Source organism: Propionicimonas paludicola, assembly GCF_002563675.1.
GTDB lineage: Bacteria > Actinomycetota > Actinomycetes > Propionibacteriales > Propionibacteriaceae > Propionicimonas > Propionicimonas paludicola.
This window is the reverse complement of record NZ_PDJC01000001.1, coordinates 3,055,537-3,078,814: the sequence shown is the minus strand read 5'-3', so window position 1 is coordinate 3,078,814 and position 23,278 is coordinate 3,055,537. Positions and strand designations below refer to the sequence as shown.

Sequence of the window (23,278 nt, the reverse complement as noted above, 5' to 3'; positions counted from 1 at the left end):
TGACATGGACCCCAAGCTGCAGCTCTTCTTCGGAATCATCGCCCTGTTCATCGGGCTGGCCATCCTCTTCTGGTTCGTCCTCGGTGGGAGCGCGGTGTCGCACCGGCAGGTGATGTCCAACCTGCGCCGGGACACCGAGGAGCCATCCCCTACCGGCCTGCCCGGCGACCGTGAGTTGAGCCCGCTGGACCAGGTCATCCAGCGGCAGACGCCGCCGGCGCTGGTTCGGCAAATGGCCAAGCTGTGGGCCGGAGCCGGACGTCCGGAGAAGTGGCCGGTGGAGCGGCTGCTCGCCACCAAGTACCTGCTCGGCCTGGTCGGCATTGCGGTGGCGATCGGTGCGGTCGTGCTGAACCCGAGCACCACCGGAGTCCTGCTCGGCATCGGCCTGGCTCTGCTGCTGTTCTTCCTGCCCGAGTTGCGGCTCTACAGCCGTTCGCTGGAGCGCCGCGAGGCGATCGCCCTGCAGCTGCCGGACATTCTGGATCAGATGAGCATCGCAGTGAAGGCCGGCCTCGGCTTCGATGCCGCGATGGCCCGAGTGGCTCGGACCGGTCGCGGTGAGCTGCCCGAGGAGTTGGTCCGCACGATGCAGGACATCCAGGTGGGGCAGAGCCGCCGGGCCGCCTACGCGGACCTGTCCGCGCGCACCGGCGTCGACTCGCTGCACCAGTTCACTCGCTCGATCATTCAGGCCGAGGCCTACGGCATCGCGCTGTCTGACGTGCTGGAGACCCAAGCCGACGAGTTGCGGATGGAACGTCGCCAGACGGCGGAGCGCCGCGCCATGGAGATCCCGGTCAAGGTGGTCTTCCCCCTGATTCTGTTCATCCTGCCGGCCATCTTCATCGTGGTGATGGGGCCTGGCGCGATCCAGATCATGGAGTCCTTCGGCGTACGATTCTGAGCTGTGAACTGGCTCCTGATCGCCTCGGGCACCGCACTGGCAGCGGCTGGAGCCGCCGGAGCCAACCCCTACCTTCGTCGCCGGATTCGCTCGACGGCATCATGGACCCGTCGCTGGCTGCAGGTACCGATCGCCGCCGTGCTCGGTGGGCTGGCCGGGCTGGCCGGCTCGATCGGGGAGTTCGTGGCCTTCGTGATCCTGGCGGTCGCCGCCAGCCTGCTGGTGGTCGTCGACTTCGCCGACTGGGAGCTGCCGGATGTGATCACCTTGGGTCTGTATCCGGTGCTCGCGATCAGCTTGGCCGGAGCCGCCTGGTCACTGGTTGACTTCGCACCGCTCCTCCACGCCGGGATCGGTGCCCTGGCAATGCTCTTGGTCTACTTCGTTCTGGCGCGGTTCGCCCCTGATCTCGGCTTCGGTGATGTGAAGCTGGCCGGGGTGGTCGGAGGCTTCCTGGGCTGGTTCGGTCCGGCCCAATGGACGCTCGGCTTCCTGGCCGCCTGGGTGAGCATGGCCGCCATCAGCGTGCTATTGCTGGTCACCAAGAGGATCAGCCGACAGGACTCACTGCCGTTCGGGCCGTGGATGATCCTCGGAGCCGTGATCGGTGCCCTGCTGGGCCCCACGGTGCTGCCCAGCCTGGCCTGAGTCGGCTAGTCGGCCAGAGGGAGTTCGGCCTCACCGTCGGACCGCGTCCGAACCACAAGGACGTCGCAGTGGGCATGCTCGACGACCTCGTCCGAGACTGAGCCGAGCAGCAGACCGGAGAAGCCGCCCAGTCCGCGCGTGCCGACCACCACCAGTTGGGCGTCGTGCGAGGCGTTGACCAGCTCTCGTCCGGCGGCGCCGTGGGGCACCTCGAGGCTCACGGCGAGGTCGGGATGCGCAGCCAACTCGGCGGCAACTTCTTCGGCGAGCTGCTCGCGAATCGCCTCGGCATAGTCGTCCACCGGCGGGACGTAGCCCGGGGCCCAGGTGCGCGGACGCGGTGCGTTGCTGATCGTCCAGGCTCGGACGATCCGGACCGGAGCACCCAGCGCGCTGGCCACCGCCAAACCCTTGCGCAGGGCATGCGCCGCAAAGACCGAACCGTCGTAGCCGATCACCACCGGAGCCTGCTGCGTCATGGGTCGACTCTAGCCCTCGAAGTGGGGATCAGAGCTGGCAGCGCTACGATCTTGTGCCTTAGGCAGGAAGGCGAATGATGAGTGCAAGCGCGGCGCGGAGCCGAGCCCAACAGCAGGCGATCGAGCAGGTGGAGACGTTCAGTTCCCACAACTATCACCCGCTGCCAGTCGTGATCGAGTCCGGCTCGGGGGCCTGGCTGACCGACGTCGACGGCAACCGCTACTTGGACTTCCTCTCGGCCTACTCCGCCGTGAACTTCGGGCACAGCAACCCCGAGTTGATCGCGGTTGCCACCGCGCAGCTGAGCAAGCTGGCCATCACCTCGCGGGCGGTCTACTCCGACACCTACGGCCCCTTCGTCGAGGGCCTGGCCAAGCTCTGCGGCAAGGACATGGTGCTGCCGGCCAATACCGGCGTCGAGGCCGTCGAGTCGGCCCTGAAGCTGGCCCGCAAGTGGGGCTACGAGGTCAAGGGTGTCCCGGAGGGCCTGGCCAACATCATCGTCATGGAGGGCAACTTCCACGGCCGGACGATCAGCGTCATCTCCTTCTCCAATGACTCCGACGCGACCGACAGCTACGGTCCGTTCACCCCCGGCTTCGTCCCGGTGCCCTACGGCGATCTGGACGCCATCGAGGCCGCCATGGACGAGCACACGGTCGCCATCCTGGTCGAGCCGGTGCAGGGTGAGGCCGGCATCATCGTCCCGCCGGACGGTTTCCTGACTGGCATCCGTGAGCTGTGCGACCAGCACCGGGTGCTGATGATCGCCGATGAGATCCAGTCCGGACTGGGCCGCACCGGCACCACCTTCTACTGCGAGCAGGCCGGCGTCGTCCCTGATCTCTACCTGCTGGGCAAGGCGCTGGGCGGCGGAGTCGTCCCGGTCTCAGCCGTGGTCGGTGATGCCGAGGTGCTGGAGACCCTGCGTCCGGGTCAGCACGGCTCGACCTTCGGTGGGAACCCGCTGGCCGCGGCCGTCGGACTGGCCGTAGTGAAGCTGCTGGAGACCGGCGAGATGCAGGCCCGTTCGGCCGAGCTGGGCGCCTACCTGCACCAGCGGCTGGCCGAGTTCATCGGCAACGGTGTCACCGAGGTTCGTGGCGTCGGACTGTGGGCCGGCGTCGACATCGACCCGGCGCTGGGCACCGGTCGCGCGATCTGCGAGCGGCTGCTGGCCAAGGGCGTCATCGCCAAGGACACCCACGGGCAGACGATCCGGTTGGCCCCGCCGCTGGTGATCACCCGTGAAGAGCTCGATCTCGCGATCACCGCTCTGGCCGAGGTCCTCGTCGAGGCCCGCGGCTGACCTCGGGACGGCTCTCAGGCCGTCCGCTGATACTCAGAAACGACGAAGTCCCGTTCTGCAGCCGCCCCCCGAGGCTGCAAAACGGGACTGAGTACGTCCCCCGCGCGATGAAGACTCGTCCCGCCGGGCCGGAAGGCGTCCGGCGGAACGAGCCTCTCGGCGCTCGACCGCGACGGTCAGGCTGCCTTGACCGCGGAGACTTCGAGATCGAGCACGACCTTCTCGCCAACCAGGACGCCGCCGGTCTCCAGCGCGGCGTTCCAGGTGAGGCCCCAGTCCTTGCGGTTCACAGTGACCTGGCCCTCGAAACCGATCCGGGAGTTGCCGAACGGATCGACCGCGGCGCCGCCGAACTCGAACGGCACGGTGACGGACTTGGTGACGTCCTTGATGGTCAGGTCGCCGGTCACCTCAACGGTCTCGTCGTCGATGATGGCGAAGCTGGTGCCCACGAAGGTGATGGTCGGGTACTTCTCGACGTCGAAGAAGTCGGCGCTGCGCAGGTGGCCGTCACGGTTGGCGTCACGGGTATCGATGCTGGTGGTCTGGATGGTCACCTCGAGGGTGGAGTTCGCCGGGTTGGCGCCATCGATGACGGCCTTGCCCTCGACCTGGTCGAAGGAACCGCGTACCTTGGCGATCATGGCGTGGCGGGCGATGAAGCCCACGCGCGAGTGGGAAGCGTCCAGCTGGTAGGTGCCGGTGAGTTCGTTGAGCTTGGTCATTGTCTTGCCTTTCCTGCTTAGTTGAAGTCTCAACTAAAACAGTACTCCTCGCTTGTTGATCCGTCAACAATCGGTGTACGTAGTTCACCTACGCTTCCCCTCCCGCAGCCGGGTAGCCGCGGGTAGGGTGGCGCACATTCGCGTCGGGCGGTGAAGCCCGTGCAGACCAGACGGAGGATGGATGGGAAACGCGACGTTCAGCCACGACTCAGTGAGCCTGGAGCTGCCTGTGGCGCTGGCCACTCAGGGCAACAATGGCTACGACATCACCAAGCTGTTGGCTGCAACCGGCGACACCACGCTGGACGTGGGTTTCGCCAACACGGCGTCCTGCCAATCGGCGATCACGTTCATCGACGGTGACGCCGGAATCCTGCGTTATCGCGGCTATCCGATCGAGCAGCTGGCCGAGAACTCCAGCTTCCTCGAGGTCTCCTACCTGGTCCTGTTCGGCGAGCTGCCGACCCGCGATCAGCTGGACGCCTTCAGCTCCGACATCGCCAAGCATCACCTGCTGGACGAGCGGATGCGCGAGATGTTCCGCTCGCTGCCGCGCAAGTCGCACCCGATGCCGGTGCTGTCGGCCGGCCTGAACGCGCTGTCCACCTTCGCCTACTCCAAGTGGGGTGAAGGCGCTTACGACCTGGACCGGGCCACCAAGGTGCTGCTCGGCTCGCTGCCCACCCTGGCCGCCTACGGCTACAAGAACTCCGTGGGTGAGCCCTTCCTCTACCCGGAGCGGCAGCTGAGCTACATCGAGAACTTCCTGCGGATGTCGTTCGGGCTGCCGACCCATCCCTACCCCTTCGACGACGCCATCACCCGGGCCCTGGACGTCCTGCTGATCCTGCACGCCGACCACGAGCAGAACTGTTCGACCTCGACCGTCCGGATGGTCGGGTCGTCGGGCGCGAACATCTACGTGTCGGTGGCCGCCGGGGTGTCGGCACTGTCCGGCCCACTGCACGGCGGGGCCAACCAGGCCGTCCTGGAGATGCTGCAGGGCATTCGGGCTGAGGGCGGCGACGTGACGTCCTACGTGAACAAGGTGAAGGACCGCAAGGACACCACCAAGCTGATGGGCTTCGGGCACCGGATCTACAAGAACTACGATCCGCGCGCGGCCATCGTGAAGAAGCACGCCGACCAGATCCTGCGCACTCATGGCGGCAACGACGAACTGCTCGATCTGGCTCTGAAGCTGGAGGAGGTGGCCCTCTCCGACTCCTACTTCCAGGAGCGCAAGCTCTACCCGAACGTGGACTTCTACACCGGCCTGATCTACCAGGCCATGGGCTTCCCGCAGAACATGTTCACCGTTCTGTTCGCCCTGGGTCGGCTGCCCGGCTGGATCGCCCACTTCCGCGAGCAAGCCTCCGATCCGGCCACCAAGATCAACCGGCCTCGTCAGATCTACGTCGGCGAGACCGAGCGCTCTTACGTCCCGATGGAGCAGCGCGGCTGATCGATTGGGGACGGTTCCATTACCGTCCGGCCTGATCTCCGGGTGACGGTTCACTGCCATCACTCGGAGACAGCTCCATTGCCGTCGCGCCCCGCCGAGCCGTCCGATCCGTGCCACGATGCGTGAGTGGACGCACGGACGCGGACGTGGCTGGTCGGGCTGACCCTGCTGGCTCTGCTTTGTCTGCCGGCCAGCATCACGCCGCCCCGAATCCAGCCGGCAACCGTCGGGACGCTGGCGGTCGAGGGCCGCGAGTTCCGGCTCCGGATCCCGTCGGGGTACGACTCGAGGCGTCCGGCCGGGCTGGTGATCGGGTTGCACGGCTACACCAGCAATGCCGACGAACTGGACTCCTACTTCGGGCTGAGCGCCGAGACTGAACGGCGTGGGCTGTTGCTCGCCTTGCCCGAGGGCACCCGGAACCTGCAGGGCCATCGGTTCTGGAACGCCACCGATGCGTGCTGCAACTTCGATCACTCCGAGGTGGACGACTCCGGCTACCTCAGCGCCGTGATCGCCACAGTGAGCGCGCAGTACGCCGTCGACCCGCGCCGAGTCTGGCTGATCGGGCACTCCAACGGTGGCTACCTGAGCCATCGGGTGGCCTGCGAGCATGCTGACCAAGTGACCGGCATCGTCTCGCTGGCCGGCATGCAGAACATCGATCCAGCGGCCTGCCGCCCGTCCGCGCCGGTGGCGGTGTTGCAGGTGCACGGCACCGGCGACGACACAGTGATGTTCGCCGGGGCCGGCTCGCCGCAGCGGGCCGACAGCTACCCGTCCGCCGTGAACACCGTGGCCGAATGGGCCCGGTTGGACGGATGCCAGCCCGATCCCACGCTCGGTGCCAGCCGCTACCTGACCACGGACGGTGCCGAAGCCCGGGTCAGCGTCTGGTCCCACTGCGAAGGCACCTCACAGGCCGAACTGTGGGCGATCCTCGACGGCGGCCACGTCCCACCGCTGCGATCGGACTTCGCCGCCACCATCCTGGACTGGCTGGACGCGCACGCTCGCTGAAGCCCTAGCCGCAGATGGTCCCAGGACCTATCGTGAATGTGCACTGATTTCGCCGATCGTTGGTATCAGGTGGCCAAAGGGGGCCTCATGCGCACGTCCGTCGCCAGCTGCGCCGGCCTGGTTCTCGCTCTGCTGGGCTCGATACTTGTGCCCACAGCGGCGTCCGCCGCTCCCACGATGACGCCGCAGGAGTTCGACCCCGCGCTGCGAAGCCTGCTCACCGATGTCACCGGAGACGGTCGCTACGACAAGGTCGACCTGAGCTCCGCCGGCACCGACCGCTACCGGCTGACCGTCACCGCCGCAGGAAGTGGTCGGACCTCCTCGGTGGAGTTCGCTTCCGCGGTGCCGGCGTCCATGGACGCCGATGCAGCCCTCTACGGCGCCGCCAACCTCGACGGCGTCCCCGGCGTGGAGGTGATCGTCCAGCGCTGGACCCGCTCAGCCACAGAGACCAGCGACGCCGTCGACCTGATCGTTTACACCTGGCGCGGCGGCAAGCTCGTGGCCGAGAAGGCGCCGAAGGGCGGCCGGGTGGCTGGCTGGCATTTCGGGGCGCTGTGGGGCAACGGCCAGGGCTATCGCTTCTTCGACAAGGGCGGGCACCGCTACGTCGAGGTCTCAACACTGAAGCAGCAGAACAGCGGCAAGTTCCTGTGGGTCGGCACGATCACCCGCTCGGTGTGGCGCAAGGGCCACTGGGTGAAGGTCTCCACCCGGAAGGTGAAGCTCACCGATGCGAAGGCGTTCACCTATCTGCGCTACTCAGGCCCGGACGTACTCAAGACCATCACCACCGCCGACATCGACGGTGACTCGCGACCCGACGAGCTCCGCTTCTACACCTATCAGGACACCGGTGCCGAAGGCCGCTACCGGGTGAAGGTGACCACCGCGACCGGGACGGTGTCGTCCCGGAGGTTCTATGCCCTGACTCCGCACCCGCTCACCGGCCTGTCCGACTTCGACGGTGTCGCCGGGGCCGAGATCCTGCTCTACATCAGCCTGGACTCGTCGTCCGGGGAGGTCCTCACCTGGCGCAATGGCAAGCTGACCCCTGAGGCGGCTCCGGAGAGCCAAGCCGGACGCACCCCGTACACCTGGCCGCTGGGTGGCGATGACAGCCTGACCCAGGTCACCCTGACCGTCGTGGACGGAGTGCACCACCTCGACTACCTCAATGTGGGGGCCCCATGGGAGAACGACCTCACCGCCCGGGTCGACCACATCGTGTGGCAGGACGGCAAGTGGGTCACCGTCTCCAGCGACTCCTACCCGAACTTCACCGAGGAGCAGTTTGACGCCCTGTGCTCGGGCTTCTGCGGCTTCCCGATCACCAAGCCCTGAGCGAGTCGGCGGCTCTACGGCACTAGACGGGCCTCTGGGCTGATCCCTCGCCGGCCTGACGAATGGCTCGCTCGATCTGTCGATCCGGGACGATCCACATCAAGGCGATTCCCACCAGGACGGCCGCGGTGACCCAGGACCCCCAGTCCCCGAGCAATGGCGCCACGAAGCCGACCAGATAGGCGGCGATCGACACCTTCATCTTCACCGAGTTGCGGGCAGCATCCACCAGCACCGCGTTCTCCGGATCGGCCCTGACCAGCTGACGGTGCAGCACGGCGTAGGCCACCGCGGCCAGCAAGGCGACCGCCGAGTAGCTGGCCATTGGCACCGGCTCGAACCCTGACTCGCCGGCCCAGGCGGTCACGAACGGGAACAGCGACAGCCAGAAGAGCAGATGCAAATTGGCCCACAGAATCGCGCCATTCACCGTCCGGGTGGCATGCAGGAGATGGTGATGGTTGTTCCAGTAGATCGCCACGTAGACGAAACTCAGCGCATAGCTGAGGAACTTCGGCCACAGCGCACCCAGATCGGCCCACTCATGACCCAGCGGCACCCTCAGCTCCAGCACCATGATCGTGATGATGATGGCGAGCACTCCGTCGCTGAAGGCCTCCAGCCGGCTCTTGGTCATTGGGCCTACTCAGGCGCTACTTCCGCAGATCCTGCAGCGGAACCACAGTCGGACGGGAGACGTCGGCGAAGAAGTCGTTGCCCTTGTCGTCCACCACGATGAAGGCCGGGAAGTCCTCGACCTCAATCTTCCAGATGGCTTCCATGCCGAGCTCGGGGTACTCCAGCAGTTCGACCTTCTTGATGCAGTGCTTGGCCAGCACCGCGGCCGGGCCGCCGATCGAGCCGAGGTAGAAGCCGCCGTGCGCAGCGCACGCGTCGGTGACCTGCTGGGAGCGGTTGCCCTTGGCCAGCATGATCATCGAGCCGCCGGCCGCCTGGAACTGATCGACGTAGGAGTCCATCCGTCCGGCCGTGGTCGGTCCGAACGAGCCGGACGCGTAGCCGTCCGGGGTCTTGGCCGGGCCGGCGTAGTAGATCGGGTGATCCTTCAGGTACTGCGGCATCTCCTCGCCGGCGTCCAGGCGCTCCTTGATCTTGGCGTGCGCGATGTCGCGTCCCACGATCACGGTGCCGGTCAGCGACAGCCGGGTCTTCACCGGGTACTTGCTCAGCTCAGCCAGGATCTCCGGCATCGGACGACGCAGGTCGATGGCCACGGCGCCACCGTCGGTGCCGGCCTCTTCCTTGTGCTTGGCCAGTTCCTCGTCGGTGATCTCCGGCATGAAGTGCGCGGGCTCCCGCTCGAGCGCCTCGATGAAGACACCCTCCGGGGTGATCTTGCCCAGGCACTGCCGGTCGGCCGAGCAGGACACGGCGATCGCCACCGGCAGAGACGCACCGTGGCGCGGCAGCCGGATCACTCGGACGTCATGGCAGAAGTACTTTCCGCCGAACTGGGCGCCGATCCCGAAGTTGCGGGTCAGCTCGAGCACCTGCTGCTCGAGCTCTACATCGCGGAAGCCGTGGGCGTCGATCGAGCCGGTGGTCGGCAGCGAGTCGAGGTACTTGGCCGAGGCGTACTTGGCGGTCTTCAGCGCGTACTCCGCGGAGGTGCCGCCGATGACGATGGCCAGGTGGTACGGCGGGCAGGCCGCGGTGCCCAGCGAGCGGATCTTCTCGTCGAGGAACTTCATCATCGACGCCGGGTTCAGGATGGCCTTGGTCTCCTGGTACAGGTAGCTCTTGTTGGCCGAGCCGCCACCCTTGGCCATGAACAGGAACTTGAAGGTGTTCTCGTGGCCAGGTGCGGTGTCGGCGTAGAGCTCGATCTGCGCGGGCAGGTTGTTGCCGGTGTTCTTCTCCTCCCACATGGTGATGGGAGCGTTCATCGAGTAGCGCAGGTTCAGCTTGGTGTAGGCGTCGTACACGCCCTTGCTGAGCGGCAGCTCGTCGGTGCCTTCGGTGAGCACCTGCTGGCCGCGCTTGCCCATGATGATCGCGGTGCCGGTGTCCTGGCACATCGGCAGCACGCCGCCGGCGGCGATGTTGGCGTTCTTCATCAGGTCGAGGGCCACGAACTTGTCGTTGGCGCTGGCCTCGGGATCGTCCAGGATGTTGCGCAGCTGCTGCAGGTGCGCCGGACGCAGGTAGTGGGCGATGTCGTGCATCGCGGTCTCAGCCAGCAGCTCCAGCGCCTCGGGGGCCACCTTCAAGAAGGTGCGTCCGTCCGGGCCCGCCACAGTCTCCACACCTTCGGTGGTGAGCAGTCGGTACTCGGTGTCGTCCGCGCCGATCGGGAGCAGGTCTGAATAGGTGAAGTCGGGCATCTCACTCCTTTGCTGAAGCCGTTGACTATTCTCCCACGCTGATGATGGGCGACCGACCGTCTGAGGCCGACGGACGCGGTCGCGGACGAACGTCGCGGTGTGCTGGAGACAGCTGCACATCCGGTGCGCCAGCGGACGCGGCTGGCTGGCCAGGAGCTCGACCGGGGCACCGCCGCCAGTGAGGCTCAGGAGGCCGACGCGAACCGCCGCATCGATACCCCATCAGGCCCCAGATAGGCCCCACCAGACCATCGAGACGGCGGATCACGTCACAAGAGCCAGCTGGGCAGGAAGGCCGGCTCAGGGAGGCCGTTCGAAAACCGTATCCCTTCACCCCGAGCCGCACCCCACCGCACCCGGCCGACCGACCCTGCCACGGAGGTCGAGGACGGCCTCCCTGAGCCGAGCCAACCCAAGAGGCTGACGCAGTTTGCCGGATCGATACCCCATCGGGCCCCGGATGGGCCCGAACAGACCATCGAGACGGCAAATCACGTCACCTGGGACGGCAACCAGCCACAGCAGTCGAGAACAAGCCAACGGGGTCGAAAATGATCCCCCTGAGCCGAACCTGCTCGAGTCGGGGAGAAGAGGCAGGAAGACTCGGCTACACCGGCTCGGGGACGGGCTCCGGACGGGCACCCGGGCGATCGAAGCGACGAGCGAAGAGCAGGGCCGGGAGCAGCAGGATGGCGGGCAGGAGGAAGGCCGGCCCGAGGCCCGGCCACGCCGACAGCAGCCCGAGGGCCACTGCCCCCAACACGGCGCCGACATAGTTGAACAGGTTGATCCGGGCGATCACCTGGTGCACCTGCTCGGGGGCCAGATCGCCGGCAGCGGAGAAGGTGAGCGGGACCAGGGTCCCGACTCCGACGCCGACGAAGGCAAATGCAGCCACCACGGCCACGGCATTGCCGAGCAGCGACACCCCGATCAGACCGAGGATGGCCACGATGACCGTCGGGACGAGCAAGCGAGCCCGGCTGTGTGCGACCAGCCGATCACCGACCAGCCGGGTCAGCAGGATGGCTGCCTGGTAGGCCGCGTAGCCCAGCGGAGCGATCACCGGACCGGCGGCCAGGTTGTCGTGCAGGTAGACAGAGCTCCAGGTGGAGACCGCCGAGTCGGCCACGTAGGCCACCATGATCAGGCTGCCGAACAGCCAGATCCCGGCGGTCGGCAGCGGCGACTTGGTGGCACCGAGCGAATCCTCGGCCGGCTCGAGGGCCGGCACCAGGCGTCCGCGCACTCCGAGCACGATGGACGCAATGATCACCGCGGCCACCACCAGCGAGGCGATGGCACCGTTGGCGGTGCCGAGGGTGGCCAGCCCGGACATCACCAGCGCAGCGGCGATCGACGCACCGGTGGCACAGGCGAACAGCGTCGACAGGACGGCCGTGCCCAGCCGCTGTTGCAGCTGGACGCCCTGCATGGCACTGGACGCGTCCACGGTGCCCAGGCCGATCCCGTACAGCGCGAAGCTGGCCATCAGCATCCCCGGCGAGGTCGACAGCGCCACCAGCGGTAACCCGATGGCCTGCAGGGTGAGCCCGGTGAGCAGGGAGACGTGTGAGCCCCGACGGACGGCCAGGCGCTCGGCCATCACGCTCCCGCCGGCCGCGGTGAGGCAGCACAGCAGAATCACGATCGACACCGTGGCATCGTCGATCCCGACCCGATCCTTCAGGCCGGGTAGCGAGGTGACCGCGGTCGCATAGCCGAAGCCCTGCGCGGCATAGGTCGCGCCGACCGCGACCCTCGATCCGCCGGAGCTCGCCATCAGCCGAGTTCCGGATGCGCGGCCTTGACCACGCCGAACGCCTCATGGGCGATCTCGATGGTCAGGTCCACATCGGCCTCGGTCAGGGAGGCGTTGATGAAGTGGTTGTGATGCGAGGTCAGGAAGATCCCGCGCCGCATCATCTGGGCGACCCACTCCTGGTGCAGCATCAGAGAATCATCGTCGGCCAGCCGCAGATAGAACAGAGCCGGTTCACCGGACGCGATCAGATGCAGCCCCTGATCGGCCGCCGCCCCGACCAGGCCGGTGGTCAGCCGGGTGCCGAGTTCGGCGAACCGGGCCGGTGCGTTCAACTCCCGCAGCTTGGTCTGGGTGGCGATTCCAGCCGCGAACGGCACCGCACTCATCCAGTACGAGCCGGTGTAGGTGATCGAGCTGACCACGTCCTTCAGCGCCGCCTTGCCGAGCAGCGCGGACACGTTGTAGCCGTTGGCGATCGCCTTGCAGAAACAGATCAGGTCGGCCTCGAAGCCGAAGTGATGATCCGAACCGGCCAGATCCAATCGGAAGCCGGCCCGGACGTCGTCCATGATCAACACCACGCCGTGCTTGTCGCACAGCTTGCGGATGGCCTGCCAGTAGCCCGGCGCCGGCAGCACGTTGTCCAGGAAGTTGCCGTGCATGTACGGGGTGGAGATGAACGCGGCAATTTCGCCGGAGTAGGCGTTGAGCACCTTCTCGAAGGCCACCGGGTCGTTCCACGGAATGATGATGTTGTTGGTGACGTCCTCTTCCAGGACGCCCGGGTAGTCGAGCTTCTGGGTCCACGGCGCGACGCCGTGGTAGTAGCCGGCGATGAACACGATCCGCTTGCGCTTGGTGGCGGCCCGGGCCGTCATGATGGCCAGCGTGGTGGTGTCGCCGCCGTTCTTGGCGAAGAAGGCCCAATCGGCACTGGCCACCTGGTCGACCAGCAGCTCGGCGAAGTCGACCATCGTGGTGCTCGGGATGGTGACCACGTCCTCGAGCTTGGCCTGGGCGGCCGCGGCGGCGTCCACGTCGGCGTCCTTGTAACCCAGGACGTTCGGGCCGTAGCCACACATGTAGTCGATGAACTCGTTGCCGTCGGCGTCGATGAAGCGGGTGCCGCTGGCCGTCTTGGAGAACAGCGGGAAGGACGACACCGGGACGTAGCAGCCCTCGGACGGGCCCTGGTGTCCGTAGATGCCGGACGGGACGACCTTGAGCGCCCTCTCCATGGCGGCCTGGCTGGCCGGGTACTCGTACAGCTTGCCGCCGCCGGAGACGGTGGTCACGGTCGGGTTGTCGGTGATGGTCATCTCAGGCTCCCAGGTACTGTCCGGCACGATCAAGGATTCGGTTCAGGTTGTCGACCATGTTCAACATGCCGCGCATGCCGACGGTGCCGGCGCAGATGCAGGCCATGGCACTGGCCTCGCCGGAGAGGATCCCGGCGGCGATGTCGAAGTCGGCGAAGCTCATGGCGGCCCGCGGGTTCGGCGAACGCTCGGGCAGGAAGGTCATCTGGTGATCGGCCACCCGCAGCGTGTAGGCCAGCTCGTCGCCGATCTCGACGGCGATGTCGCCGTCGGGGGTGTTCTTGGCGCTGTAGCGGCCGAGCTGGTCGTGGTTGGCCAGCTGGGCCACCGCGCCACAGGCCACGTACAAGGTGAGCTGGGTGCTGGCCTTGCGGAAGGCCGGGTCCTTCATGGCCTCAGGGGTCGGCTTGAGGAAGCGCTCGAGCTCCTCGGTCAGCGGGGCGAAGACCTTCAGCAGAAAGCCGATCCGGTGGAAACCGGTCACCGGGATCGGCTGCGCCTCACCGTCGATCACCTTGCTGAACGCCTGCGGTGAGGCGAACGGCAGCCGGATCGTGGCGCCGGTGGCGTCCGCGGTGTAGCTGGCCAGGCCGTCGGCGAAGCTCAGCACGCCCCGTGGTCCGTCGTGGACGGCGAAACCGATGCTGGTCGGCTTGCGGTCGGCAGCGACGATCTCGGCCGCCTTCGGAGACAGCCGGATCAGTTCGGGCAGGGCGCCGAGCAGTGCGTGCAGCTGCACGTACGCCTTCGCCTTGGGTTCCAGAGTGGTCAGCACGTGCCGGCTCCTTCGGTGGTGAGGTCCGCGGACGGGCTGAGTGCCGCGGACTGTTCGGTTTTCGCGATGGTCACAGGGACGGCCAGGGCCGCCATCGAGCGGGCGCTGAATCGTCCGCTGGTTCGGGCGGACGCCTCGTCACGGTGCGCCAGCCAGGAGTAGGTGATGCCGTCCAGCAGGGTGGTCAGCAGCTTGGCGATGTCGGGCAGCGGCTCGGTCCATTCGACTCCGGCTTGGGCCGCGGCCCGGGCCAGGGTGCGTCCGGCGGCGTCCAGGTAGATCCGGCGCTGCTGATCGAGGAGCTCGGTCATCCCGGCCCGCCGGGCGTGGATGGTGAGCTCGGCCAGGGCCAGTTCGTCATCGGGGGACGCCACCAGGCCGTCGACGAAGCGGTCCAGGCCGGTGGCCAGTAGGGCGTCCAAGCCGATCGAGGCGCCGTGGGCATCGAACACGGCCAGCACGTCCGCTGCCGCTCGGGCTTCGGCGTCGACCACCTGCTCGATCACGGCCTCCAGCAGCGCGTCCCGGGAGCCGAAGACGTAGTGCAGGCTGGCCAGCGACATCCCGGCCTCGGCGGCCACGGCGCGAGTGGTGGCGCCGGCCATGCCCTCGGCCGCGATCACCCGGATCGCCGCAGCGATCAGGGCCTTGCGACGCCGCGCCGGCGGGATCCGCTTCACTCGCGACCCAACTGCTTGTCGGCCACTGACAAGGTGAGCTTGGTCGGGGCGAAGCGGGCAGCCATCGCCTGGAAGGCGTTGCCGCGTCCGACGATCCGGCTGGGCCGCTTGGCGCCCTTGGCCAACTCACTGAACGCCAGCGACACCACGTCCTCGGTGGTGATCTGCTGTCCGACGTTGAAGGCGTCGGAGCCGGCCACCGCGAAGAACTCGGTCTGCGATGGCCCCGGCGCGATGTTCAACACCCGCAGTGGGGTGCCCTTCGATTCCTGCCAAATGGCCTCGGTGAGGAAGCGGACGTAAGCCTTGGTGGCGGCGTACACCGAGATGTTCGGCCCGGGCTGATAGGACGCCGTGCTGCTCACGTTGAGCAGGATCCCGGCCGGCGCGGCCAGCAACTGTGGCAGCAGCGCCCGGGTGAGCATGGTGAGCGCGGTGACGTTGACCGCGATCTCCTCGGCGATCCGGGCCGGATCCTGCTCGACGAAGATGCCGTAGGTGCCGAAGCCGGCGTTGTTGACCAGAGCGTCGATCCGCAGCCGCTGCTCGCTCAGCTGGGTGAGCAGGCCGGCGATGCCGTCCGGAGTGGAGAGGTCGGCGGGCAGGACGTGGCCGGTCGCGCCGAGACCGGCCAGTTCGTCGGCCAACGCACGCAGCCGATCCTCACGGCGGGCGACCAACACCAGGTCGTAGCCTTCGGCCGCGAACCGCCGAGCGAAGCCGGCGCCGAAGCCGGAGCTCGCTCCGGTGACCAGGGCAATGGGACGTCCCATTTCAGCTCCTCGCTAGAAGTGGGTCATTTGACCCACTTCAACTGTCGCGCACCCGTCCGCCCCCACGGAAGACCCGATCCACACCCTTCACGCAACGGTTACAAAGCCCACCCCCGCAGTGCCGCGACGGCAGCCGGGGGTCTGACATGGCAGTCTTGGAGCATGCACATCCTCGTTGTGGACGACGACCAGGCGGTCCGCGACTCGCTGGCCCGTTCCCTGCAGTACTCCGGCTATGAGGTGACCACCGCCAACGACGGCGTGGACGCCCTGGCCCGGCTGTCCTCACTGCGCCCCGACGCGGTGATCATGGATGTGATGATGCCGCGGCTGGACGGGCTGGAGACCACCCGCTCGCTGCGCGCGTCCGGCAATGACGTGCCGATCCTGGTGCTCACCGCGCGCGACGCCGTAGGTGACCGGGTGGACGGCCTGGACGCCGGCGCCGACGACTACATGGCCAAGCCGTTCTCGCTGGAGGAGCTGATGGCCCGGCTGCGAGCGCTGACCCGGCGCGGACGTCCGGCCGGCGATGAGCCCGGCTCGGAGGTGCTCGGCTTCGCCGATCTGACCTTGGATCTGCAGACACGCGAAGTGATCCGGGCCGGTCGCCGGATCAGTCTCACTCGCACCGAGTTCGCCCTGCTGCAGACCTTCCTGGAGAACCCGCGCCGAGTGCTGGAGCGCTCTTGGCTGCTGAACGAAGTCTGGGGCTTCGACTTCCCGACCACCGCCAACTCTCTCGAGGTCTACATCGGCTACTTGCGACGCAAGACCGAGGGTGAGGGCGAGGCCCGACTGATTCACACCGTGCGCGGCATCGGCTACGTGCTGCGCGAGACGCCGCCGTGATCCGCTGGCTGCGCTCCATCATCTCCGTCACCAACCGCCCACTTCATGACCGGCTCGCAGCGCTGATTTCGGCCGCCGTGGCCGGCGCGGTGGCGGTGACCGGCGTCGCCGCGTACTTGATCACCACCTTCACGATCTATCGGCAGACCGATGCCGAACTGATCGACATCGCTTCGCTGACCAGCCAATGGATCGCCAACGATGTGGAGGGCATGGGTCAGCTGAACAGCGACGCCTTGGCGACGGCGAACGTCACCTTGATGCTGGTCCGCTCGGACAACCGGACGTTCTCGCCGCCCGGCTCCAGCGACGTGCTGACAGTCACCTCGGCCGAGTTGGCGATTGCGCGCACCCAGACCGGGACCTCGGCGCGCACCGGCACCGACTCCAAGGGTGAGCCGTACCGGATCGTGGCCGTGCCACTGACCGACCTGAACAACCATTACGCGCTGGTGCTGGGCCGTCCGCTGGCCGCCACGGACGCCATCCTGCGCTCGCTGGCGTTCTCGCTGCTCACCTTCGGCCTGCTGGCCGTCCTGGTGGCCGGTGCCATCGGCTGGGTGATCGCGCGCTCGGGCCTGCAACCGATCCAGCGACTGACCGAGGCGGTCACCCGGGTGAGCGAGACCGAGCAGTTGGAGGCCGTCGATGTCGGCGGCATGGACGAGCTGACCGACCTGTCGATGTCGTTCAACAAGATGATGGCCGCGCTGCAGTCGTCCCGGGAGCGCCAGCAGCGGCTGATCGCCGACGCCGGCCACGAGCTGCGCACCCCGCTGACCTCGATGCGCACCAACGTCGAACTGCTGATCGCCGACGACCGGCAGGGAATGCTGCCCGATGGGGCCCGCGGCGAGATCCTGCGTGATGTGGCCGCCCAGCTCGGCGAGTTCACCCAGCTGATCGGCGACCTGGTGCACCTGTCCCGGGAGGACCGGGTCGAGCCGCATCCCGAGCCGATCGACCTGCGCGATGTGGTCGACAATGCCGTGACCAGGGCCAAGCGCCGCGGTCCCGGCATCACCTTCGACGTCGAACTCGATCCGCTCTACCTGGTCGGCGAACCGGACACCCTGGAGCGGGCCATCACCAACCTGCTCGACAATGCCGTGAAGTTCTCTCCGGTGGGTGGGACGATCACCGTCCGGCTGATCGGGGATCGGCTGCGGATCTCGGACGAAGGCCCCGGCATCGCCGATGAGGACCTGCCGCACGTCTTCGATCGCTTCTACCGCTCGTCCTCGTCGCGGAACACCCCCGGCTCCGGGCTCGGCCTTTCGATCGTCGCGCAGACCATCAAGGCGCACGGCGGCTGGGTGAAAGCCGGACGTTCGGCGGCCGGCGGAGCCGAGTTCACGATCCGGCTGCCCGGCTCCAGCGAGCCACCCGAGGGCAGCGCCGAGACTACGGGGACGATCCCGGCGGTGCCGGTCACCGAGTAGGCGCCGGCACCCCCGGTTCACTCAGCGCTCAGTAGCCGCGGGACGCGTCCGCGGTGACGTCCCCGGACAGCGCCGCCACGAACTCGTCGGTCGTGATCGGCTTGGAGAACATCGGGTAGTCGTACTTGATGGCGTTGGCGTGCTCCTCCAGCGAGGTTGCGCCGACCGCGTCGGTCAGGGTGTAGACCTCGAAGCCCTTCTCATAGGCCGAACGCATGGTCGACTCGACGCAGCAGTTGGTCAGGAAGCCGGCCAGCACGATGGTCTTGATGCCCTTGCTGCGCAGGATGAAGTCGAGGTTGGTGGAGCCGAAGGCGTCCAGGCCGCGCTTGCCTTCCAGGACGATCTCGCCGTCCGACGGCGCCACGTCGCCGACGATCTCGCAACCCCAGGTGCCCTTCACGAAGGAGTTGGACGAGACCACGCCGGCCAGGATGCCGTACGGGTGGGAGGAGATCTCGTAGTAGCCCGGAGCGAACGAGATCGGGCTGTGGATGACGCTGACCTCGGCCGCCCGGGCGGCGTCCAGGGCCTTCTTGGCATTGGTGACGGTGCCGGTGGCGGCGATCACGTCGGCGACCGCGCCGTGCAGGGTGCCGCCCTCGCTGGTGAAGTCGTTCTGGAACTCGATCAGGACCAGCGCAGTGCTGTTGGGATCCATTTACTGCTCCTTTGCAGACTTGTCGGGAGCGATTCCGGTCCCCGGGCGGGGTGACCCGGGGACCGGCGGTATCGCTATCTCAACGATGTCGCGGCACAGCGTCGCTGCCAAGGGCCTGTTCTGCTAACAATTCGAGAACGTGCCGATATTCGATGCCGGTGGCCCGGGTCATCCCGAGCTCACAGGTCCGGTTGCAGCTGGCGTGAGCCTCGGCGCCGAGCGCGGCCACCTCTTCGGCCTCCCGGCGAGTGGCCGACGCGGTGAGCTCGGGGTGCAACATGCCCCGGTCGCCGGCGAAAGCGCAGCAGCCGGTGGCCAGCGGGACGTTCACCTGCTCGGCCACGGCCTTGGACACCGCCACCAGATCGGGGTTGAGGCCCAGCTGGGTGGACGAGCAGGTCTGGTGGATGGTCAGCGAATCCAGCTTCTCGTAGGCACCGAGCACCGGCAGGACGTGCTCGGCCACGAACGCGACCGCGTCGATCACCTGGATGTTCAGCTCGGGCGCGGTGTCGATCATGTGCCGGAAGCCCTCGCTGCAACTGGACGCATCGCAGACCACCGGGAGTCGTCCGTTGTCGGTGGCGGCCACGATCACCGGCAGGACGCGCTCACGCATGGCCGCGTAGCCGTCCGGAATGCCCTTGCTCGACCAGGGCGTCCCGCAACAGACCGACTCAATCTGCTCGGGAACCAGCAGGTTGATCCCGGCCTTCGCGCACAGCGCCTCGAAGCTGAGCTGGACGCCCACCCCACCCGCGGCCGGCCCGAACATGACGTTCACGCAGGCCGGCAAGTAGACCGCGGTCACCTCACCGGACGGTACCGGACGGGCCCGGGACGCACCGCCGCCGGGCAACTCGGCTGACCACAGTGGGATGTTGTCCTCGCCCAGCATGGCCCGACCCAGCTTGTTCACCCCGCTCAGTGCGGCCTCCAGCGGCGAGGGCAGGTGGCTGGTCAGGTTCAGCACGGTCGAGAACGTCCCCGTAGTGCCCTTCCAGTGCTTCGACAGAGTCGTCCAGACCGCCTTGGTCGGGGCCGGTGTGGTCTGTTCGCGGCGCAGCTTCTTCACATACAGCCCGGTGTTGATCAGCACCGGGCAGGCCGTGCCACACATGCCGTCCACCGCACAGGTATGCACCCCGGCGTAGCGGTAGTCCGAGCCCAGCCGATCGGCCAAGCCCTGGTCACCGGCCAGTTCGGCGTTGCGGATCTCGCGGCGCAGGGCAATCCGTTGCCGCGGGGTCAGGGTGAGATCGCGGGACGGGCAGACCGGCTCGCAGTAGCCGCATTCGACGCAGCGGTCGATCTCGTCGTCCACGCTCGGCGGCAGCTTGATGTGCTTCAGATGCAGCTCGGGGTCGTCGGTGATGATAGTGCCGACGTTCAGCAGCCGGCTCGGGTCAAACAGGTCCTTGATGTCGACCATCACCTGGTACAGCTCGTCCCCGTACTGGCGGCGGACGTAGGGCGACATCACCCGTCCGGTGCCGTGCTCGGCCTTCAGTGAGCCATCGTTGCTGAGGATCAGGTCGACCATGTCTTCGGTGAAGCCGGTGTAGCGGCCCATCTGCTCATCGTTCTCGAAGCGATCGGTGAGCATGAAGTGGATGTTGCCGTCCTTGGCGTGCCCGAAGATGACCGAGTCCCGGTAGCCGTACTTGTCGAACAGGACGGCCAGGTCGGCGCAGGTGTCGGCCAGCTTGGCCACCGGCACCACGACGTCCTCCAGCAGCGCGGTGGTGCCGGACGTCCGGGCGCCGGCCACCGAGGTGTACAGGCCCTTGCGCAGCTTCCACAGCTTGCCGCGCAGCACCGGATCCTCGGTGAGCTCGACGGGTCCGGTCACCGGCAGGTCGTCCAGGGTCGGACGGGCGGACTGGGCCAGCTGCTCGAGCTCGGTCCGGGTGGTGGCCTGGTATTCCACCAGCAGCGCGGCCTGCTTGCTGACCTGCAGGTCCTTGATCAACTTCGGGGTGTCCGGGAACGCCTGGCCGACCCGCAGGCTGGTGGCGTCCATGAGTTCGAGGGTGGCCGCACCGGTGGCGACCAGCGCCGGCAGCGCGGCATTGGCCGCATAGAGATCGTCGAACACGACCAGGGCCGAGGCCACTTCGGTACGCAGTTCGATGGTCCGGAAGGTGGCCGAGGCCACGAAGGCCAAGGTGCCCTCGCTGCCCACCAGCAGGTGGGTGAGGATCTCCGGGACGGTGTCGAAGTCGACAAGGGCGTTGATGCCGTAGCCCATGGTGTTCTTCATCGAGAACTGCTGGGTGATCTTGGCCACTGAGGCCGGGTTGCTGATCACCCGCTGACGCAGCTTGAGCAGACCCTGGTAGAGGTCCGGCTCGAGGGCGCGCAGTTTGGCGTCCGCGTCGGAGGCGCCGGTGTCGATCACCGTGCCCGAGGGCAGCACGGCGACCACCGACTCCAGCGTGCGGTAGCTGTTCTCGACGGTGCCACAGGCCATCCCGGAGGAGTTGTTGGCCACCACGCCGCCGATCGTGCAGGCGGCTTCACTGGCCGGGTCGGGGCCGAACTTGCGTCCATAGCGGGCCAGGTGAGCGTTCAGTTGCTTCACCGTCACACCCGGTTGGACCCGCACTCGGGCGCCGCCGTCGAGGATCTCGACGCCCCCGAAGTTGCGTCGGACGTCCACCAGGACGCCTTCGGTGCCGGCCTGCCCGGACAGGCTGGTGCCGCCGGAACGGAAGGTCAGCGGGATACCGGCTTCGGAGGTGGCCCGAAGGAGTCGGGCCACCTCCTCAGCGCCGCGAGGGGCGATGATCGCAGAAGGCAGCAGCAGGAAGTGCGAGGCATCGTGGGCCAAGGCCCGCCGATCCAGTTCGCTGGATCGAATCTGGTTCGGATCGTCCACGCAGCCGGCCAGCAGCTGTAGGAGTACCTCCTGGGTCATCATCGCAGTCACGGCGTCGGCACCATCCAGGACAGCGCTCCTGCCTGTAGTGCCACCAGAACGGTGAAGTAGGCGAGTAGTCCGAGGCTCCACGGCAACACCTTCCGGAAGATCTCGCCTTCCCTGTTCACCATTCCCACTGCGGCCGCGGCAACGGCCAGGTTCTGTGGGGAGATCATCTTGCCCATTACACCACCGGACGAGTTGGCGGCCGCGACCAGGACCGGATCCAGACCCGACTGCTCGGCCGCAGTGACCTGCAGCATTCCGAACAGGGCGTTGGACGAGGTGTCCGACCCGGTGATGGCCACTCCGACCCAGCCGATCAGCGGCGAGACAAAGGCGAATGCTCCGGCCAGCCCGACTGCCAGGGCAGTACCCAGGCTGGCGGTCTGTCCGGACAGGTTCATCACGTAGGCCAGGCCGAGGACGCTCAGCACGGTGACGATGGTGAACCGGAGCTGCTTCAGCGTGCCCAGGTAGGCCTGGACGGCATCAGCCGGCTTCACCTTGTAGACGAACGCCGTGATGATGCCCGACAGCAGCAGCAATGTGCCGGTGGCCCGCAAATGGTCGAGGGTGAAGACCGTCGAGACCGGCTTGCCGGAGGCGTTCATGATGACCGAGGCCATCTTCCCGTCCGCGCCGGGGGCGTTCAGGCCGGGCCAGGGGAACTTCACCTGGCCGATCCCCAGCAGCCAGGTCTTCACGGCCGGGATCTGGCTGATCGAGAAGACGATCACGATGATGGCGTACGGGGCGATGGCGCCCCAGATCCGCTTGCCACCGGTGGCGGTGATCTCGGCGTAGTGGTCGAGCTTGCCCGAGGTCAGCGCGACGGCCTCTTCGGTCTCGATGGCGTGATCCAGCGGGACGGAGTTCTTCGGCTTCCACACCCGCAGCATCACCAGCACCACCGCGATGGTCAGCAGGGACGCCACCACGTCGGTGATCTCGACGGTGATGAAGTTGGAGGTGACGTACTGAGCCGCACCGAAGACCACACCGGCCACGATGGCCACCGGCCAGGTCTGCCGGACGCCGCGCCAGCCGTCCACCAGGAGGACCAGCACCAGCGGGACGATCATCGCCACGAAGGGGGTCTGCCGTCCGGCCATCTGGGAGAGCAGGTGGGTGGTCAGGTCCGGGTGGGTCGAGCTAACCGCACCGGACAGCGCGATGATCGGGGCGCCCATGGCCCCGAAGGCGACCGGGGCGGTGTTAGCCAGCAGGGACACGATCGCCGACTTCAACGGCTTCATGCCCGCGGCCATCAGCATGGCCGCCGAGATCGCCACCGGGGCGCCGAAGCCAGCCAGGGCCTCCATCAGAGCACCGAAGCAGAAGGCGATCAGGATGGCCAGCACGCGCTGGTCGTCCGATACCGAGCGGATCAGCTGGCCCAGCTGCTCGAACCAGCCGGTGACCACGGAGAGTTGGTAGACCCAGATCGCGTTGAGCAGGATCCACATGATCGGGAAGGCGCCGTAGAAGACGCCCTCGGCAGTGGCGCTGAAGGCCAGCACTACCGGCATGCCCCAGCCGACGATGGCGACCAGGACGGAGACAACTAGGGCGACGAGGGAAGCGATCCACGCCTTCACCTTGAACACACCGAGCAGCAGGAAGAGTAGGAGCAGGGGTAAAGCTGCCAGAAGGGCCGAGAGGGCGAGGCTCCCTACAATCGGCGCGAGCGGTTGGGTGAACACCTTGGAATCTCCTCACTGAGATTGACCGATGGGATGATTGTCAGACAAGTACACCCGTCACGCAAGAGGTTTTGGCAGACTCCGCCCGTCTACAATGCTCACAAGCGTTGAGTGAGGTGGGACGAGTGGTCCGAAG

20 protein-coding genes are annotated in these 23,278 nt (G+C 67.1%); 8 read left to right on the top strand and 12 right to left on the bottom strand.

What is annotated here, in order from left to right; all coding sequences use genetic code 11:
• The first annotated feature begins 4 nt into the window (after positions 1–4).
• Positions 5–907 carry a type II secretion system F family protein gene (locus tag ATK74_RS14230; RefSeq protein WP_098461665.1) on the top strand — a complete coding sequence of 301 codons (903 nt, stop codon included), beginning with the start codon at positions 5–7 and terminating at the stop codon, positions 905–907.
• Between the two features lie 3 nt (positions 908–910).
• Positions 911–1,555, top strand: a complete 645-nt coding sequence (locus ATK74_RS14225; protein ID WP_098461664.1) for a prepilin peptidase — start codon at positions 911–913, stop codon at positions 1,553–1,555.
• 5 nt (positions 1,556–1,560) lie between these two features.
• Here the strand turns inward: ATK74_RS14225 and ATK74_RS14220 are convergent, their stop codons facing one another.
• The gene (locus tag ATK74_RS14220; RefSeq protein WP_098461663.1) at positions 1,561–2,034 is read right to left on the bottom strand and encodes a universal stress protein; all 474 of its coding nucleotides are present in this window, start codon (positions 2,032–2,034) and stop codon (positions 1,561–1,563) included.
• 77 nt (positions 2,035–2,111) lie between these two features.
• On the opposite strand from ATK74_RS14220, the gene rocD reads away from it, so the two are divergent.
• Positions 2,112–3,344, top strand: a complete 1,233-nt coding sequence (rocD, locus tag ATK74_RS14215; protein WP_098462296.1) for an ornithine--oxo-acid transaminase — start codon at positions 2,112–2,114, stop codon at positions 3,342–3,344.
• Positions 3,345–3,520: 176 nt separating this feature from the next.
• On the opposite strand, the gene ATK74_RS14210 is transcribed toward rocD, so the two are convergent.
• Positions 3,521–4,069 (bottom strand): YceI family protein, encoded by a 549-nt coding sequence (locus tag ATK74_RS14210; RefSeq protein WP_098461662.1) that lies wholly within the window; start codon positions 4,067–4,069, stop codon positions 3,521–3,523.
• Positions 4,070–4,250: 181 nt separating this feature from the next.
• Here ATK74_RS14210 and ATK74_RS14205 point away from each other — a divergent pair, with 181 nt between their 5' ends.
• The 3 genes from ATK74_RS14205 to ATK74_RS14195 all read left to right on the top strand — a co-directional run bounded on the left by ATK74_RS14205 (position 4,251) and on the right by ATK74_RS14195 (position 7,901).
• Complete coding sequence (locus tag ATK74_RS14205) at positions 4,251–5,534, top strand: citrate synthase (RefSeq protein ID WP_098461661.1); 1,284 nt, start codon at positions 4,251–4,253, stop codon at positions 5,532–5,534.
• A gap of 126 nt (positions 5,535–5,660) precedes the next feature.
• Positions 5,661–6,554 (top strand): CE1 family esterase, encoded by an 894-nt coding sequence (locus tag ATK74_RS14200; RefSeq protein ID WP_098461660.1) that lies wholly within the window; start codon positions 5,661–5,663, stop codon positions 6,552–6,554.
• Positions 6,555–6,641: 87 nt separating this feature from the next.
• Entirely contained in the window at positions 6,642–7,901 is a 1,260-nt protein-coding gene (locus ATK74_RS14195) for a hypothetical protein (protein WP_098461659.1), read from the top strand.
• A gap of 22 nt (positions 7,902–7,923) precedes the next feature.
• On the opposite strand, the gene ATK74_RS14190 is transcribed toward ATK74_RS14195, so the two are convergent.
• From ATK74_RS14190 to ATK74_RS14160, 7 genes are all read right to left on the bottom strand, one after another.
• Positions 7,924–8,538, bottom strand: a complete 615-nt coding sequence (locus ATK74_RS14190; RefSeq protein ID WP_098461658.1) for a TMEM175 family protein — start codon at positions 8,536–8,538, stop codon at positions 7,924–7,926.
• A 16-nt stretch (positions 8,539–8,554) separates the two neighbouring features.
• Complete coding sequence (locus ATK74_RS14185) at positions 8,555–10,246, bottom strand: fumarate hydratase (protein ID WP_098461657.1); 1,692 nt, start codon at positions 10,244–10,246, stop codon at positions 8,555–8,557.
• 607 nt (positions 10,247–10,853) lie between these two features.
• Complete coding sequence (locus tag ATK74_RS14180) at positions 10,854–12,029, bottom strand: MFS transporter (protein ID WP_098461656.1); 1,176 nt, start codon at positions 12,027–12,029, stop codon at positions 10,854–10,856.
• The gene (locus ATK74_RS14175) at positions 12,029–13,330 is read right to left on the bottom strand and encodes an aminotransferase class III-fold pyridoxal phosphate-dependent enzyme (protein WP_098461655.1); all 1,302 of its coding nucleotides are present in this window, start codon (positions 13,328–13,330) and stop codon (positions 12,029–12,031) included. Before ATK74_RS14175 ends, ATK74_RS14180 begins: the two co-directional genes overlap by 1 nt.
• 1 nt (position 13,331) lies before the next feature.
• A complete protein-coding gene (locus ATK74_RS14170; RefSeq protein ID WP_098461654.1) occupies positions 13,332–14,105 on the bottom strand; it encodes a hypothetical protein in 774 nt (257 codons plus the stop codon).
• A complete protein-coding gene (locus tag ATK74_RS14165) occupies positions 14,099–14,785 on the bottom strand; it encodes a TetR/AcrR family transcriptional regulator (RefSeq protein ID WP_098461653.1) in 687 nt (228 codons plus the stop codon). Before ATK74_RS14165 ends, ATK74_RS14170 begins: the two co-directional genes overlap by 7 nt.
• Positions 14,782–15,558: an SDR family NAD(P)-dependent oxidoreductase gene (locus tag ATK74_RS14160; protein ID WP_098461652.1), complete on the bottom strand. Its 777-nt coding sequence runs from the start codon at positions 15,556–15,558 to the stop codon at positions 14,782–14,784. The genes ATK74_RS14165 and ATK74_RS14160 overlap by 4 nt, the downstream gene beginning before the upstream one ends.
• Positions 15,559–15,720: 162 nt before the next feature.
• On the opposite strand from ATK74_RS14160, the gene ATK74_RS14155 reads away from it, so the two are divergent.
• Together ATK74_RS14155 and ATK74_RS14150 are read left to right on the top strand one after the other, a co-directional pair.
• A complete protein-coding gene (locus ATK74_RS14155) occupies positions 15,721–16,410 on the top strand; it encodes a response regulator transcription factor (RefSeq protein ID WP_098461651.1) in 690 nt (229 codons plus the stop codon).
• Positions 16,407–17,852, top strand: coding sequence for a sensor histidine kinase (locus ATK74_RS14150; RefSeq protein WP_098461650.1), 1,446 nt, complete (start codon positions 16,407–16,409; stop codon positions 17,850–17,852). Before ATK74_RS14155 ends, ATK74_RS14150 begins: the two co-directional genes overlap by 4 nt.
• Positions 17,853–17,880: 28 nt before the next feature.
• Here ATK74_RS14150 and ATK74_RS14145 read toward each other — a convergent pair whose 3' ends face one another.
• The 3 genes from ATK74_RS14145 to ATK74_RS14135 all read right to left on the bottom strand — a co-directional run bounded on the left by ATK74_RS14145 (position 17,881) and on the right by ATK74_RS14135 (position 23,142).
• Entirely contained in the window at positions 17,881–18,513 is a 633-nt protein-coding gene (locus ATK74_RS14145) for a cysteine hydrolase family protein (protein WP_098461649.1), read from the bottom strand.
• A gap of 79 nt (positions 18,514–18,592) precedes the next feature.
• Complete coding sequence (locus ATK74_RS14140; RefSeq protein WP_169923873.1) at positions 18,593–21,433, bottom strand: FAD-binding and (Fe-S)-binding domain-containing protein; 2,841 nt, start codon at positions 21,431–21,433, stop codon at positions 18,593–18,595.
• A gap of 8 nt (positions 21,434–21,441) precedes the next feature.
• The gene (locus ATK74_RS14135; RefSeq protein ID WP_098461648.1) at positions 21,442–23,142 is read right to left on the bottom strand and encodes an L-lactate permease; all 1,701 of its coding nucleotides are present in this window, start codon (positions 23,140–23,142) and stop codon (positions 21,442–21,444) included.
• Between the last annotated feature and the right edge of the window lie 136 nt (positions 23,143–23,278).